Source organism: Halomonas sp. 7T (genome assembly GCF_025643255.1).
GTDB lineage: Bacteria > Pseudomonadota > Gammaproteobacteria > Pseudomonadales > Halomonadaceae > Vreelandella.
Map to the genome: position 1 here is coordinate 2835673 of NZ_CP087112.1, position 15488 is coordinate 2851160.

At 55.4% G+C, this 15488-nt stretch carries 12 protein-coding genes; 5 read left to right on the plus strand and 7 right to left on the minus strand.

Annotated elements, in window-relative coordinates:
- Positions 1–9 precede the first annotated feature (9 nt).
- Positions 10–1848, minus strand: a complete 1839-nt coding sequence (locus LOS15_RS13270) for a putative bifunctional diguanylate cyclase/phosphodiesterase (RefSeq protein ID WP_263066416.1) — start codon at positions 1846–1848, stop codon at positions 10–12.
- Positions 1849–2123: 275 nt separating this feature from the next.
- Between LOS15_RS13270 and fabA the strand changes: the two genes are divergently transcribed.
- Together fabA and fabB are read left to right on the plus strand one after the other, a co-directional pair.
- Complete coding sequence (gene fabA, locus LOS15_RS13275; RefSeq protein ID WP_009097700.1) at positions 2124–2639, plus strand: 3-hydroxyacyl-[acyl-carrier-protein] dehydratase FabA; 516 nt, start codon at positions 2124–2126, stop codon at positions 2637–2639.
- A 12-nt stretch (positions 2640–2651) separates the two neighbouring features.
- Positions 2652–3869, plus strand: coding sequence for a beta-ketoacyl-ACP synthase I (gene fabB / locus LOS15_RS13280; RefSeq protein WP_263066417.1), 1218 nt, complete (start codon positions 2652–2654; stop codon positions 3867–3869).
- Between the two features lie 94 nt (positions 3870–3963).
- Here the strand turns inward: fabB and LOS15_RS13285 are convergent, their stop codons facing one another.
- The 4 genes from LOS15_RS13285 to LOS15_RS13300 all read right to left on the minus strand — a co-directional run bounded on the left by LOS15_RS13285 (position 3964) and on the right by LOS15_RS13300 (position 7782).
- Positions 3964–4698: a lysophospholipid acyltransferase family protein gene (locus LOS15_RS13285; RefSeq protein ID WP_263066418.1), complete on the minus strand. Its 735-nt coding sequence runs from the start codon at positions 4696–4698 to the stop codon at positions 3964–3966.
- Positions 4695–5585: a sugar nucleotide-binding protein gene (locus LOS15_RS13290; protein ID WP_263066419.1), complete on the minus strand. Its 891-nt coding sequence runs from the start codon at positions 5583–5585 to the stop codon at positions 4695–4697. Before LOS15_RS13290 ends, LOS15_RS13285 begins: the two co-directional genes overlap by 4 nt.
- A 46-nt stretch (positions 5586–5631) precedes the next feature.
- Positions 5632–6300: a single-stranded DNA-binding protein gene (locus tag LOS15_RS13295; protein ID WP_263066420.1), complete on the minus strand. Its 669-nt coding sequence runs from the start codon at positions 6298–6300 to the stop codon at positions 5632–5634.
- Between the two features lie 102 nt (positions 6301–6402).
- The gene (locus LOS15_RS13300; RefSeq protein ID WP_263066421.1) at positions 6403–7782 is read right to left on the minus strand and encodes an MFS transporter; all 1380 of its coding nucleotides are present in this window, start codon (positions 7780–7782) and stop codon (positions 6403–6405) included.
- Positions 7783–7952: 170 nt separating this feature from the next.
- Here LOS15_RS13300 and uvrA point away from each other — a divergent pair, with 170 nt between their 5' ends.
- The gene (uvrA, locus tag LOS15_RS13305) at positions 7953–10802 is read left to right on the plus strand and encodes an excinuclease ABC subunit UvrA (RefSeq protein WP_263066422.1); all 2850 of its coding nucleotides are present in this window, start codon (positions 7953–7955) and stop codon (positions 10800–10802) included.
- 141 nt (positions 10803–10943) lie between these two features.
- Positions 10944–11687, plus strand: coding sequence for a Crp/Fnr family transcriptional regulator (locus LOS15_RS13310; protein ID WP_263066423.1), 744 nt, complete (start codon positions 10944–10946; stop codon positions 11685–11687).
- A 62-nt stretch (positions 11688–11749) separates the two neighbouring features.
- On the opposite strand, the gene LOS15_RS13315 is transcribed toward LOS15_RS13310, so the two are convergent.
- Both LOS15_RS13315 and LOS15_RS13320 read right to left on the minus strand, forming a co-directional pair.
- On the minus strand, positions 11750–12532 hold the full coding sequence (locus LOS15_RS13315) for a ribonucleoside-diphosphate reductase (protein WP_263066424.1): 783 nt from the start codon (positions 12530–12532) through the stop codon (positions 11750–11752).
- A 57-nt stretch (positions 12533–12589) separates the two neighbouring features.
- A complete protein-coding gene (locus LOS15_RS13320; protein WP_263066425.1) occupies positions 12590–14701 on the minus strand; it encodes an adenosylcobalamin-dependent ribonucleoside-diphosphate reductase in 2112 nt (703 codons plus the stop codon).
- Between the two features lie 205 nt (positions 14702–14906).
- Here LOS15_RS13320 and LOS15_RS13325 point away from each other — a divergent pair, with 205 nt between their 5' ends.
- Entirely contained in the window at positions 14907–15488 is a 582-nt protein-coding gene (locus tag LOS15_RS13325; protein ID WP_263066426.1) for a hypothetical protein, read from the plus strand.

Here is a 15488-nt window from a genome sequence, read left to right on the forward strand (position 1 = left end):
GCGCTGGTTTTAATTGGCTCCAACCGCTTGCGGCAACGACGCCCAGCGCTTCTCCAATTCGCTGGCAGGTAAAGGGCGTGCAAAATAGAAACCCTGCACCTCTTTACAGCCCGCATTAACCAAAAACTCGCACTGCTCTTTGGTTTCCACGCCTTCAGCCACTACCTCAAGCCCCATGCCCGCCGCCATGGCAAGCACTGCCGTTACAATCGCCGCATCGGCTTGGTCATTGGGTAGTTCGCGAATAAACGCGCGATCCAGCTTAATTTTATCCACCGGCAAGCGCTTTAAGTAGCCAAGCGATGAATAGCCGGTGCCAAAATCATCAATCGCGATGGCATAACCCAATCCACGCAAGGTTTGTAGTCGTGGCCCCATATCGCCGGCACGCTCGTCCAGCAGTACCGATTCGGTCAGCTCCAGGCCAATTTGCGCCGGCTGAAGTCGGTAGCGCTCTAAGCAGGTCGCCAGCTGTGTTTCTAGGTCACCTTGAAAGAGCTGAAGCGCCGAAATATTGATCCATACGGTAATTTTCGGCATGCCGCTGTGTTGCCAATGCGCCTGTTGGGCACACGCTTTTTCAATTACCCAACTGCCAAGCTCGGCCATCAGGCCGTGACGCTCAGCCAGGGGAATAAAATCTCCTGGCGATATCATGCCATCGCTAGGGTGGCGCCAACGCAGCAGCGCCTCCATCCCTACTAACTCGCCACTGCCTGGATCGTGCTGAGTTTGATAGTGAAGCTCTAACTGGTCACCCGACACCAGCGCTGCCCGCAAATCGCTCACCAAGGCGAGCTGGGGGTTATCCTGTTTATCCAGCGCTGGGCGAAACCGCTGGCTATTATTACGACCTAGCCGTTTAGCGCTATAGAGCGCGGACTCTAAGCGCTGAAACAACACAGCCGAGTCGCGACCATCCTCAGGCGCTCGGCACGTACCAAACGTTAGCCCCAAGCGCAGCGACTGTTCGTTAATTTCAAACGGGCGGCACATGTGATCCCGTAAATTAGCTACCCACTTATCGTGATCGTCAAAAGTCGTTGTGCGAATGACCATGAACTCATCACCGCCTAACCTACCTACAACGCTTCCCGCCATATAACTCGCCAGCCGCTGGCCAAAACGCGCCAGTAGGCGGTCGCCCTGTTCAACGCCTAGGCTATCGTTAATCGATTTAAGCCCATCAATATCGATCAGCACCATGTCCAAACTCTCGCCAGCACGCAAACCACGCAGTCGCGACGACATCAGGTCATGTAGGCGACGCCGATTGGGCAGCCCCGTCAGCGGGTCTTCATAACCGATGCGACGCAAATCGTGCTCACGGGCTTTTTGTGCTGAAATATCAGTAAACAGGCTGATAAAATGGGTGATATTGCCGCGTTTATCCGTAATGGCTCTTACTTTTAACCACTCAGGATACTCATCGCCGTGTTTACGGCGGTTCCACATCTCGCCTTCCCAGCGGCCCGTGGCTTTTAACGTGCTCCAAAAGCTTTGATAAAACGCTTTATCGTGGCGAGGCGCCGCTAGCGTTTCTAGTTTACGACCAACCATCTCCTGGCTGTCGTAACCGGTAATATCGGTAAATGCGGGGTTCACAGCGACCACACGGTTCTCTACGTCGCTAATCACCATGGCATCGTTGGCCAGCCCCATGGCATCTTCGGTAAGGCGCAGGCGCAAACGTTGCTGACGCACTTGGCGCCAAGCATCCCATAAGCCCAACGCCACTAAACTGGCCGCGACAATACGCAGCGCAGCATCGGGGATCCATACGCAGGCAGGCAGAGCCACCAGCGCCATCCACATTAGCGGTCGATTAAGAGAAACAGGCAGCCACATGGAAATTTATTGTGTCCTATAAATGAGCAAAATAGAGATGAGAAGCAGGCACGCTCACCTTGCTGCTCAGTCAAAAAACCTGCGTGCTACATATTACGTCAACAGGACGTTTATTGTGCAAATTCGCTAATTATGAAACAAAACACCTTGTTATGACTTATCGGCCGCTAAACAAAAAGCTGTAGAAATAGACGATAAGTCGCCTACGACGTGCATTCATCGGTTTCGAGAAGTAGACTAGGCATAACCACCATTTTAATATTCGGAACGATTCAGTGACCAAGCAACACTCTTTTGATCGCGAAGAACTGCTGGCTTGCTCGCGTGGCGAGCTATTTGGCCCCGGAAATGCACAGCTTCCGGCCCCTAACATGCTCATGCTTGACCGTATCTCGCATATTCACAAAGAAGGCGGTGAGCACGGCAAAGGAGAGCTGATTGCGGAGCTGGATATCACCCCTGACCTGTGGTTCTTTGACTGCCACTTCCCAGGTGATCCGGTGATGCCTGGCTGTTTGGGGCTAGACGCCATGTGGCAGCTCGTGGGCTTCTACCTTGGCTGGCTTGGCCACCCCGGCCGTGGCCGGGCACTGGGCTGCGGCGATGTTAAATTTAGCGGCCAAATTCTACCCGACGCGAAAAAAGTGACGTATCACATCAACGTGAAGCGCATTATTACCCGCCGGCTTATTCTAGGCATCGCCGACGGCACTGTGTCCGTCGACGGTCGCGATATTTACCAGGCTAATGATCTACGCGTTGGCCTATTCACCTCCACTGCGAATTTCTAACAGGAGGCTCCCATGCGACGAGTGGTAGTCACCGGCCTTGGCATCGTGTCGTGTTTAGGCAACGATCAGCAACAGGTCTTAGACGCGCTCAGAAACGGGCGCAGCGGTATTCGTTTTAAGGAAGAGTACGCCGAACGCGGCTTTCGTAGCCATGTAGCGGGCAGCGTTGATATCGACCTTGATGCCCTTATTGATCGCAAACTGCGCCGTTTTATGGGCGATGCTGCGGCGTATGCTTACGTTTCCATGGCTCAAGCCATCGAGGACGCAGGCCTAACGGAAGAGCAGGTCTCCAACGAGCGGACTGGGCTTATTGCCGGGTCTGGCGGCGCTTCTAGCGCCAACCAAGTGGAAGCCGCCGATGTTATGCGCGAAAAAGGCTTACGCCGCGTAGGGCCTTACCGCGTTACCCGCACGATGGGCAGTACGGTATCCGCTTGTTTGGCAACGCCGTTTAAAATTAAGGGGGTTAATTACTCGATCTCCTCCGCCTGTGCGACCTCTGCCCACTGTATCGGCAGCGCCATGGAGCAAATCCAGCTGGGCAAGCAGGATGTAGTATTTGCCGGCGGTGGTGAAGAAGAGCATTGGACACTCTCCTGCCTATTCGACGCGATGGGCGCTCTTTCGACGCAGTACAACGATACCCCTGAGAAAGCTTCCCGCCCTTACGACCAAGCGCGTGACGGATTCGTCATTGCAGGTGGTGGCGGCATGTTGGTACTTGAAGAGTTAGAGCACGCGAAAGCGCGAGGCGCCAAAATCTACGGCGAACTCGTAGGCTATGGCGCAACCTCTGATGGTCACGACATGGTGGCACCATCAGGTGAAGGCGCTATGCGCTGTATGCGCCAGGCGATGGCAACCGTTTCGGGAGATATTGATTACATCAATACTCATGGCACCTCAACGCCGGTCGGCGATGTCGCCGAGCTCAAAGCCATCCGCGAGGTGTTTGGTAATTCAACCCCCGCGATGAGTTCGACAAAATCACTCACCGGGCATTCGCTAGGCGCGACAGGCGTTCAGGAAGCGATCTACTCGCTCCTAATGATGCAGCAACGTTTCGTCGCCGCCTCTGCCAATATCGAGCATCTCGATGAGCAGGCGGATGGCTTTGATATCGTTACCCAGCGCCGTGATGATGTCACCATTGAGCGCGTGCTTTCCAACAGCTTCGGCTTTGGCGGCACCAACGCGTGTTTGGTTTTCCAGCGCTTTAACGATTGATCGAAACAGGTGCGTCTTCGGACGCGGAAAGAAACAGTAACGGCGCCTGATGGCGCCGTTACTGTTTCTTACTAGATAAAAATAGCGAAGTGACTTAGCGAGTAGCGGGCCTTGGCACGTCGGAAATTTCCTGCAACTGCCCTTCTATCCACGCTTCTACATCAACTAGTACCTCATCAGAAGTGCGCCCTGCGGTTTCAATCGGCCTACCTATACGCACTCGCAACACCCCAGGCTGCTTGACCCAATGCCGTCCGGGCCAGCGCTCACCCGCATTATGCGCCACCGGCAGTACCGGCACCCCTGCGCGGCACGCTACCACGCTACCGCTTTTGTTGTAGCGCTTACGAACGCCAGGATCAACGCGGGTGCCTTCTGGAAAAATCAGCACTGAAAGCCCGGTACCGAGACGTGCGACGCCTTGGGTTAGCACCTGCTTCATGGCGCGGGCAGGCTTTGAGCGGTCTAAGCTAATGGGCCGCAGCAGACGCAATCCCCAGCCAAACACTGGTATTTTCAATAGCTCTTGTTTCAGCACCGTGCACACCGGCGGTTTCATGACCTGCAGGAACACTGTCTCCCACTCGCACTGGTGATTGGCCTGAATAACGCAAGGCCCCTCGGGAATGTTCTCACGGCCCTGGATGTCGTAGCGCACGCCGCAGGCAATTTTGAACCACACCATCAAAAAATAGTTATAAAGGTTGAGCAAGCGGTAGCGGGCGGCAAGCGGCAGGAAAGGGGCTATCGGCAAAAAAAGCACACCAATCACTAGCATAGCCAAGAAATACCCCAGATAAAACAAAAGGCTGCGAACCACACTGATCAAGCCGTCTCTCCTGTTTCAGCGCCGCTTTGGCTGTCGCGGGTCAAACACCACGCATCCAGCATGCGGCCTACTTCAAGCCGCCACGGCTTTTGGTGCACTCCAAACACTTCCAAAACACGGCGACAGTTTAAAACACGGCGCAGCTTGGCATCATGGTGATGATTTAACGCCTGCACATTGCCGAGGCTGATCGACTCCCCACGCCCTTCCAAGTGGGTGGCCAGCTGCGTTCGTACCATGGAGGTAAATGTGAAGGCGCTGACCGGTTCAGTACCTGCCAAGTGATACGCTCCCCAGGCTTCAGCGCCGCAGACCTGCTGCTGTAGCATACCAATCAAGGCCATGGCGACCGCATCCGCTGAGGTGGGGCAGAAGATGACATCTTCCGCCGCGCGGACATCCTGCCCCACAATCAGGCTATCGATAATTTCGTTTAACCACGCATGGCTTCCTTCGAGCGCAAACAACGGCCCTAATCGCACAATCAAATGGCGATGGTACTGGGCCCGAATACGGTCGCCAGTTTCTACCAAACGCCGCAAGCACTCATCCCGAGGTGCGGGCACCACGTGTTCATCAATCGGCACATCAAAGCCGTCTTCGTAAAGCTGGTCGGAGACGCACCATACGAGTGCCACTTCCTGGGCTTGGCAGGCTGCGAGACAAACGTCTACCGCATCCGCATGCGCCTTAACCGCCGCTGGCGTCATACTAAGAGGATGCGCCAGCGGAGGCATAATGACCGCATCGGGAGCGGTTGCCTGTAATTGCTCCGCCGTTACGGTCACGCTTTGTTCAATAACAAGCTCCGCGTCGGTGCGGCGGCTCGCCTCGCGGGCGAGTGCCAAGCTTAGGCAGTGCCCGGCATCTAATATCAGCAGCTTCACGGCAGACTCTCTCCCTCAACCCAGGAACATGCTAGTGCTTACCAGCTCAGAACGGGATTTCGTCATCAAAATCGTCGAAGTTACCCGGATCCGGCGCGCCGTAGTTGCTGTTTTGATTGCCGGGCGCAGGCTGATTTTGCTGTGGAGTCGGCTGTGGCCCGCGCTGAGCACCGCCTTGCTGTGGGTAGCCACCCGGCTGTTGCGGCGCGTTTTGAGCAGGCGCACCCTGCCCTGGGTTGTGTTGCCCGTAGCTATTTTGGCCAGGAGCATTTTGCGGCTGGCCACCCGGTGCAGTATTGCCCTGGGCATAGTTATTTTGGGCATTATTACCTTGAGCGTAATTACCCTGCGGTGCGCCGCCGCCTTGGAAATCACCGCTACGACCATCAAGCATCTGCATGTCATTGGCAACAATTTCAGTGCTGTAGCGATCCTGACCATTCTGGTCTTGCCACTTGCGGGTTTGCAGGCGCCCTTCAATGTAAACCTTGGAGCCTTTTTTCAGATACTGCTGGGCAATCTCGGCGGTTTTATTGAACAGTACAATACGGTGCCACTCGGTACGCTCTTGTCGCTGGCCACTCTGACGATCCATCCACGTGTCGGAGGTCGCAAGGTTCAAATTAGCCACGGCGGTACCTGAGGGCGTAAACCGCACTTCCGGATCCTGCCCTAGATTGCCAATCAAAATGACTTTGTTAATGCCGCGCGCCATAGCTCGCTCCTTTAATAATCAATCATAAAAATAATTAGCCGACGATATACCAGGACCATCGGCCTCACTGCCTGCTGCCCCATGCTGAGCAGCTTAGCAGGGTTAAGTCTTAGGCGGCGAAATCAACTTAGTTAAAGCCGCCCGATCAAGCTGCTGACGATTCACTTTTAAGTACATAAGGCGCTCTTCAGGCACCACCATCACGTCCTCAACCCCTACAACATCCGCGAGATGCTCCATTAAAAGATCTAACGTGTCGGGCTGCGTATCGTGTAGCGCAACGACCTCGCTGGATAATGGCGGCGGCGATGGCATACGCAACATAGCCAGCCACCATACCAGTGCCAAGCACGCGCAGCCTATAAACACCGCATTAAGGCCCCAGTGATGCGCCAGCACTCCACCAAGGGTGCCCCCCAAGAACGCACCTAAAAACTGGCTAGTGGAGTACACCCCCATGGCAGTGCCTTTCGCACCGGCCGGGGCTAGCTTACTCAGCATTGAAGGTAACGTTGCTTCCAGCAGATTAAACCCGGTAAAGAACACAAACAGCCATACGAATAGCCAGTGCCCTTGAGAGAGCGGCAATCCTAAGCTTCCTAAGCTAATCCCGATAGCGCCGATGGCAAGCAAGCACATCAGCTTCATCCGCTGGCGCTTTTCAGCCACAATCACCAGCGGCACCATGGCGACAAAAGAGAGCGCCATGACGACCAAGTAGGCCAGCCCATGGTACTCAACAGCGACCCCCGCATTGAGTAGCCGAAACGGAATCGCCACAAAAATGGCCATCAGCACCAGATGCAGAGCAAAGATGGAAAAATCTAAGCGCCATAGGTCAGGACGAGTAATAACACACTTCAACTGCTGACGATCCAACCCGACATCGCGGTGACGCAAACGGCGTGGCGCGGGTGGCACCCAGCGCCAAAGCACGAACAGGCTCACTAGGGTGAGCAGGGCGGTAAACCAAAACACCGCCGACAAGCCTGCCCAAGCCGCTAGCCACGGGCCTAGTACCATAGCGATCGCAAACGACACGCCAATCGATAAACCGATAGTGGCCATTGCTACGGTGCGCACGTGTTCCCGCGTTTGATCCGCGAGCAGCGCCATAATCGCTGCGGCGACGGCCCCACTGCCCTGGAGCGCCCGGCCTAAAATAACACCCCAAATGGTGTCCGCCATGGCCGCCACAACGCTACCTAGCGCAAAAATGACCAGCCCCATGGCAATGACACGTTTACGCCCTATGCGGTCGGAGAGCAGGCCAAACGGTATTTGCAGCGCCGCCTGGGTCAGCCCATACATGCCCAACGCCACGCCTATTAATAGCGGTGTCGACCCTGCAAGCGTATCGCCATACAGCGCCAACACGGGCAACACCATGAAAAGCCCCAACATACGAGACGCATAGAGGCCAGCCAAGCCGCTGATTGCACGGCGTTCAGTGGCCATCAGCAGTGCAGAAACCTTGCGCATAATGCCCTTGTGTATGGTGGATGGGCCGAACGGCCTAAGATAACCGCCCATTCTAGCGCTTTGTACCCAGGCTGGAAACGCCCAGTGCCGCCGTTTCGCTGCAAGCAGTTTTGCCGGGAGGGGTACCGGAAACGTATAATTACGCTTTTGCCATGCGATTCGAGGTGTTGATGGACAGCATTCTGGTCAGGGGCGCCCGCACCCACAACCTCAAGCAGATCGATGTGGAGCTGCCCCGTGACAAACTGATTGTCATTACCGGGCTCTCCGGTTCCGGCAAGTCATCGCTGGCGTTTGATACGCTCTATGCAGAGGGGCAGCGCCGCTACGTGGAATCGCTCTCCACCTACGCGCGCCAGTTCCTATCTATGATGGAGAAGCCCGATGTAGATCACATTGAAGGGCTCTCTCCGGCGATCTCCATCGAGCAGAAGTCCACCTCACACAACCCCCGTTCGACGGTCGGTACGATCACCGAAATTTACGATTACCTACGTCTGCTGTTTGCCCGCGCCGGCACACCTCGCTGCCCGGAGCATGGCGAAGACCTGGAAGCCCAAACCATTTCGCAGATGGTGGATCAGGTGATGAACCTCGCCGAAGGTACCAAGCTAATGCTGCTTGCACCGGTGGTGAAGGGGCGTAAAGGCGAGCATCTGCAGCTGCTCGCTGAGCTGCGCGCCCAGGGCTTTGTGCGGGTGCAAATCGACGGCCAGGTGCTGGAGTTAGACGATATCGCGCCGCTGGATAAACGCAAGAAGCATGATATCAGCGTCGTGGTTGACCGCTTTAAAGTGCGCGATGACATCGCCCAGCGCTTGGCGGAGTCGTTTGAAACCGCATTAAACCTGGCTGACGGCACGGCAATGATCCATTTTATGGATGGCGAACAGGAAGATCTCGCTTTCTCATCGCGCTTTGCCTGCCCGGTATGCGGCTACTCACTCTCTGAGCTTGAGCCGCGCATGTTCTCCTTCAACAACCCAGCCGGCGCCTGCCCTACCTGTGACGGCTTAGGGGTTGAGCAGTTCTTCGATCCTGACAAGCTCATTAGCCACCCGGAGCTCTCACTGGCTGAAGGGGTGATTAAAGGCTGGGATCGGCGCAATATTTACTACTTTACTCAGCTACAGGCACTTGCCAAGCACTACCGATTTGAGCTGGAAACACCGTGGAGTGAGCTTGCCCGCCACGAGCGTGAGATCATTCTTAACGGCAGCGGCAACGAGCAAATTCCGTTTGTGTACGTCGGCGATCGTGGCCGCAAAGTGACGCGCGAACACGCCTTTGAAGGCGTGCTCCCCAATATGCAGCGGCGCTACCGTGAAACCGAGTCCAATATGGTCCGCGATGACCTCGCCAAGTATATTGCGGTGCAGCCCTGCGCTACCTGCGACGGCTCACGATTGCGCAAAGAGTCCCGCCATGTTTATGTCGATGACCACAATATCGCTCATATCGTGCGCCTGCCCATTGGCGACGCGTGGCGCTACTTTGCAGACCTAAGCCTACCGGGCCGCAAAGGCGAAATTGCCGATAAAATCGTCAGTGAAATCCATGCCCGCTTAGAGTTCTTGGTCAATGTTGGGCTGGATTACCTGAATTTAGAGCGCAGCGCCGACACCCTCTCCGGTGGTGAAGCCCAGCGGATTCGCCTGGCCAGCCAAATCGGCGCGGGGCTTGTGGGCGTGATGTACATTCTTGACGAGCCATCTATTGGTCTTCACCAGCGGGATAACGACCGCCTGTTGAAAACCCTGGAGCGGCTGCGCGACCTAGGCAATACGGTGATCGTTGTGGAGCACGACGAAGATGCCATCCGTGCTGCAGACCACGTACTGGACATTGGCCCTGGCGCTGGCGTTCACGGCGGTGAAATCGTCGCCCAAGGCACGCCTCAAGATGTGATGGACAACCCCAACTCGCTCACGGGCCAGTACTTATCCGGTACGCGTGAAATCGCCGTACCGCCCTACCGGATACCCGGCAACCCGGAAAAGCAGCTGGTACTGCGCGGGGCCACGGGCAACAATTTGCAAGATGTTACCCTCAGCCTCCCTCTGGGACTTTTTATCGCGATTACCGGCGTATCCGGCTCGGGCAAATCCACCCTGATCAACGGCACGCTGATGCCGATTGCGGCGCGGGAATTAAACCGGGCGACCACGCTGACCGCCGCGCCTTATGAGAAAATAGAGGGGCTAGATCAGCTAGATAAAGTCATTGATATTGATCAAAGCCCGATTGGCCGCACGCCGCGCTCTAACCCTGCGACGTACACCGGGATTTTTACGCCCATTCGTGAACTGTTTGCGGGTACCCAAGAAGCGCGCTCACGGGGCTACAAGCCGGGTCGTTTCAGCTTTAACGTCAAGGGAGGGCGCTGCGAAGCCTGCCAAGGCGAAGGCATGATCAAGGTCGAGATGCACTTTCTACCAGATATTTACGTGCCCTGTGATGTGTGTAAGGGCAAGCGTTACAACCGTGAAACGCTGGACATTCACTATAAGGGCAAGACTATCCATGAAGTGCTGGAGATGACGGTGGAAGATGCGCTGGAATTCTTCAGCCCGGTGCCCGCGATTGCCCGTCGCCTGCAGACCCTTTTAGATGTAGGGCTTTCCTACATACGCTTAGGGCAGAGCGCGACCACTCTATCGGGCGGTGAAGCGCAGCGGGTGAAGCTTGCCCGCGAGCTGGCCAAGCGCGATACCGGCAAAACGCTGTATATTTTGGACGAACCTACCACCGGCCTGCACTTTGAGGATATTCGTCAACTGCTAACCGTGCTCCACCGGCTGCGCGATCACGGCAACACCATTGTGGTGATTGAGCATAATTTAGACGTTATCAAAACTGCAGACTGGCTTATTGACCTTGGGCCTGAAGGGGGCTCTGGCGGTGGTAAAATTATTGCCGAAGGCACCCCAGAGCAGATTGCCAAACAAGAGGTTTCTCACACCGGTCGTTTCTTGGCCCCGCTACTGGCCCGCCGACACCGCGCCGCCAAAGGCGCCTAAACCACATCGCTCGGGCAGGCTAACGCTTGCCCTGCTAACCTTTAGGACATTTAAAAGAGCGAGCAAAATTAGTGCGCTGTGTTTATATTATTGAGCATAAGACGCAATAGGGACAGTTAACACCTGAGGAGAACGTAAGCTGTGGAAGAGAATAAAAGCTGTATTATTCGCCACTTTAGTCACTACTGCTCGCTGACGGAAGAGGAAAAACAGTTACTGGACTCCCTAGAGCAGAGCCCGACCGACATCAAGGCGGGTGCCTTGCTTTGGGAGTCCGGTGCTTCGGCAGACGAGTTCTGCACGATCAAAAGCGGTTGGGCGTACTCCTTTCGCCATCTTGAAAACGGCGACCGGCAGATATTAGAAGTCTTTCTGCCCGGCGATATTATTGGCCTACGCGAATTTGCTTTTTCGCAGCGGCTAGACAGCGTCCGTATGATTACGGATGGCGTAGTGTGCCACTTCCCCCATAGGCGCATGCTGGATATATTTCGCCAATCGCTGACCTTGACCTCGGTGCTCTTCGCCATCAGCAGCCGTCAACAGGCACTGCTGACCGAACGCCTCGTCAATATAGCAAGACGAACCGCAAAGCAGAAAATGGCCCACTTCCTCCACGAAATGTACCTTCGTCTGCGCCAAACCAACCGCGATATTGGCGGCCAGTTTCGCTTACCCCTCTCACAAGAGCAGCTCGCCGATATCTTAGGGCTAAGCCCTGTGCATGTCAGCCGTACATTTAGTGTGCTAAATGAGGAGGGGCTGGTATTCCGTGATCGCCACCATGTCACTATTCCTAACCTGGATGCCCTAGCCACAGAGGGCGAGTTTGACGACTGTTACCTGACTGATAGCGTAAGGCCTCTACTTGAGCAGCCCGTATAAAAAAAGCCGCAGGCCCTAGGCCCGCGGCTTTTTAGTGACCTCTTGTAAGCCACCTACCTTTATTAACCACACTTAGACCAACCGCAGCCTGCGTAGCAGGTAGGGCAGCCGTCCATCATGATCAGTTCGCCGCGACACTCCGGACAGTTGCCCACCGTTGCCGGGCCGCTGCCTTCAGGCTTTTTTACCGCCGCACCAGAGCCATCAATCGCTTCCACCGCGCCCTGCTCTACGGGAGCGGCTTCGGTTTCTTCAGGCTGCCAGGCATGACCATGCTGCATGCGGTGCGCATAGCGCTCCACCAGTGTTTCCACCGGCACTTGGCTGCCATCCTGATCAAGAAAACCACGGCGATAGAGAATTTGCTGAATCGACCATGCGATGGCGGCGACTTCTGAGTCGTGAAACATCGGTTTATTCCAGCGGTTCATCCCGCAGCGCACTAAACCTTTATCCCATGCCACTTTACGCAAGTCAGCCACCGCCTGAGTGACATAGCCACCGCGGGCGGCCAGCGATAGGCTGCGCATCGTCGCCGTGATCCACTGGTGCTCGCTGGAAAGCTGGCCAGAGGGAAAGAAAAACTCAACGGGCCGCTCAATCACCACCTGGCGCCCACCCACCACACCCTCTACGGGCATAAAAGAGACCAGTAAATAAACTTTTTTACGCCCTTCAGCGCCTACGTAAGAAATCTTTTCTGACACGGCTTCCAACGTGCCTTCCGGGCGCGAGGGTATACGCACCGTAAGCGGGTCTTCTTCGAGTAGCTCAGGAGTAGGTGCCGCCTGCTCCTGCTGCTTAATGCGATAACCAACGATTTTTGACGTAATTTCAACAGCCATAATGTTCTCCACTTAGCAAAGGTGTGCGTGGTGTTGTCAGTAAAGTGCTGCCCGCACTTACCATTTGCCGTAGGTGCCCTCTTTTAAGCCATCAAACAAGTTGGCGGCATTATGCTCTTCACCGTCGTAAATCACCGTTTCATCGCCGGTTAACTCAAGGGTTTCGCCGTTTTCCAGCTCAAACACATAGGTGGTGTTTTTAAGGTCATCTTCGCGAACTAAGACGCCCTGGAAAGCTTCCGGGTTAAAGCGGAAGGTGGTGCAGCCTTTCAAACGGCTTTCGTAGGCTTGCAGGTAGAGGTTCTGGAATTTCTCAAACGGAAACTCAGTGGGTACATTCACCGTTTTTGAAATAGCCGAGTCAATCCACTGCTGGGCGGCCGCCTGTACGGCGACGTGCTGCTCAGGTGACACGGAGTCAGCAGTAATGAAGTAGTCGGGTAAATCACTCTCTACCGCATCGGCGGCGATAAAGTGACGGTAGGCCGCCAGCTCAAACGACACCACTTCGACCTGCTCTTTGGTCTTCTTGCCTGACTGAATAATATTGCGGAAGTAGCGGTGTGAGAACGAGGGCTCGATACCGTTAGAGGCATTATTACCCATGGAGAGTGAAATGGTTCCCGTCGGCGCAATCGAACTGTGGTGGGTAAAGCGCGCGCCGTGCTCGGCCAGTGCCGCCACTAACTCGGGTTCTAACTCGGCAACTTTCGCCATGTACTGGCTGTAACGCGCATGGAGTATGCGCCCAGGCACCTTATCACCCACTTCATAGCCGTCGCTGGCCAGCTGCGGGCGCTCACGCATCATCTTTGGCGTAATGGTGTGCTCCTGCGCTAGCACCGGTGCCATGCCTTTCTCTTTAGAAAGCTCTAACGCTTGTTTCCAGCCTTCCAGGGCAAGGTGACGGCTGACCTCTTCGGTGAAGGCCAGTGACGCTTGAGAGCCGTAGGGGATCTTCAGCATTGTCAGTGTCGAGCCTAGCCCCAGAAAGCCCATGCCGTGGCGGCGTTTTGCTTCGATTTCGCGCTGCTGCTGCGGTAGCGGCAGGCCCGCAATTTCGACCACGTTATCCAGCATGCGGGTAAAGATGGCCACCACCTTACGATAGCGCTCCCAGTCAAAACGTGGCTTATCACTAAAGGGTTCGATCACAAACTGAGTCAAGTTGATCGACCCTAGCAGACAGGCGCCTTCCGGCGGTAAGGGCTGCTCACCACAGGGGTTGGTGGCGCGAATATCTTCGCAAAACCAGTTATTGTTCATGCGATTCACTTGGTCAATCAGTATGAAACCCGGCTCGGCGTAGTCATAGGTGGAGGACATGATGGTGTCCCACAGCTCGCGGGCTTTGATGACTTCCACAATACGACAGGCTACACGCCCTTGCGCATCCACCGTATACCCCTCTTCAATCACAGGCCAGTCACGGTAAATGAGATCTTCCGACTTAACGTCCTCTTTTTCACCGGGGTGGAGCGGAAACGCCAGCGGCCAGTCGGCGTTGTTTTTCACCGCTTCCATAAACTCATCGGTGATTAATAGGCTTAGATTGAACTGACGCAGGCGGCCCGCTTCCCGCTTGGCCTGGATAAACTCACGCACATCCGGATGACCGACATCGAAGGTGCCCATCTGCGCACCACGACGCCCGCCGGCAGAGGCGACGGTGAAACACATCTTGTCGTAGATATCCATGAACGCCAGCGGGCCGTTCGTGCCTGCACCCGCACCAAACACAAAGGCGCCTTTATGGCGCAGGGTTGAAAAGTCGTAGCCAATGCCCGCGCCGGACTTCAGCGTCATGCCTGCATCCACCACGGAGTCGAGAATGTCGCGCATGGAATCGCGAATAGTGCGTGATACCGTGCAGTTAATCAGGCTCACCGCTGGCTTGTAGGCTTCGGCACCGGCGTTAGACAGAATCCGTCCGGCGGGAATGGCGCCATTTTCCAGCGCCCAGCGAAACTTGGGCAGCCACTCTTGCGCTTTGTCACCCTCGACGGCGGCAAGCGCCCGTGCAACCCGCTCGAAAGTAGCCGCTACGTCTTGATCAACAGGGCTGCTATGACGATCTTTAAGGCGATACTTGGCATCCCATATCTCCCGCGAAGGTGCCTGCATCGGAACATCATTGGAGGTCTTCATAGCCTTAGCAGCGGTGCTCATGTCGCAAAACTCCTTCACAGCGGGGTGAGTACAGCACTCAAATGGGGCGATTATACGTGGCATCGCAATGAAGTATAGACTTGACTTCACACTATATACGCCACTTTATGTAAACTTTTCTACCATATATAGGAAAATCAGCGCGTTAGCTTTTGTTCTCTGCGCACACGCTATAGGCTAAGGTTTTTCTTATGTGAAACGCTCCATGCAAACGCTCCGATCTCTACTAACGCCTGTCATTCGCGGTATGGCAAGCAGCGCTTTTTGGCTTGTCGCCCCCTTAGCAACGGCAGCAACCTTTAACATTGAGCAGCCTGAACATCATGGCCACTGGCAGTCGATGGTGCTTGCGCTCGGTGACGAACGACATGTTCGCGCAGTGGAAACCCACAGCTACTCGGATGCCACTTTCAGCCTTAACGCGACGCGGGGCGTCTGCGACCTGCCTTGGCTGGAGATGCGTGTGACCCTGGAACAGCAGCAGGGCGAAAGCAAAGCGGTGAACCTCGTTCCGGCGCGGCTACGCATTGATGAGCAGCCCATCGTAGAGACCATGGCCGAGTTTATTACCGAGCGCGGCGACGATGGTTTTTACGCACACTTCTATCTCAGCGACATATCGACCCTGATAGACGATATGCGCCAGGGCGAACAGCTATTTATCGGCTTTGAACAAGAAGCCAGCGAGCCTTGGTACATGACGTTTAGCTTGGAAGGCGCCGATGGAGCGATTGCGCGCATGCAGTCACTGTGTGAGCGGCCCTTAGCTACCGAGACACGCTATTAA

Excerpts from the sequence above, each read along its gene's own strand:
- LOS15_RS13315 (WP_263066424.1), bottom strand. The coding sequence starts at position 12,532 with ATGGCTGTTGAAATTACGTCAAAAATCGTTGGTTATCGCATTAAGCAG.
- uvrA (WP_263066422.1), top strand. The coding sequence starts at position 7,953 with ATGGACAGCATTCTGGTCAGGGGCGCCCGCACCCACAACCTCAAGCAG.
- LOS15_RS13295 (WP_263066420.1), bottom strand. The coding sequence starts at position 6,300 with ATGGCGCGCGGCATTAACAAAGTCATTTTGATTGGCAATCTAGGGCAG.
- LOS15_RS13320 (WP_263066425.1), bottom strand. The coding sequence starts at position 14,701 with ATGAGCACCGCTGCTAAGGCTATGAAGACCTCCAATGATGTTCCGATG.
- LOS15_RS13270 (WP_263066416.1), bottom strand. The coding sequence starts at position 1,848 with ATGTGGCTGCCTGTTTCTCTTAATCGACCGCTAATGTGGATGGCGCTG.
- LOS15_RS13300 (WP_263066421.1), bottom strand. The coding sequence starts at position 7,782 with ATGCGCAAGGTTTCTGCACTGCTGATGGCCACTGAACGCCGTGCAATC.
- LOS15_RS13325 (WP_263066426.1), top strand. The coding sequence starts at position 14,907 with ATGCAAACGCTCCGATCTCTACTAACGCCTGTCATTCGCGGTATGGCA.
- fabB (WP_263066417.1), top strand. The coding sequence starts at position 2,652 with ATGCGACGAGTGGTAGTCACCGGCCTTGGCATCGTGTCGTGTTTAGGC.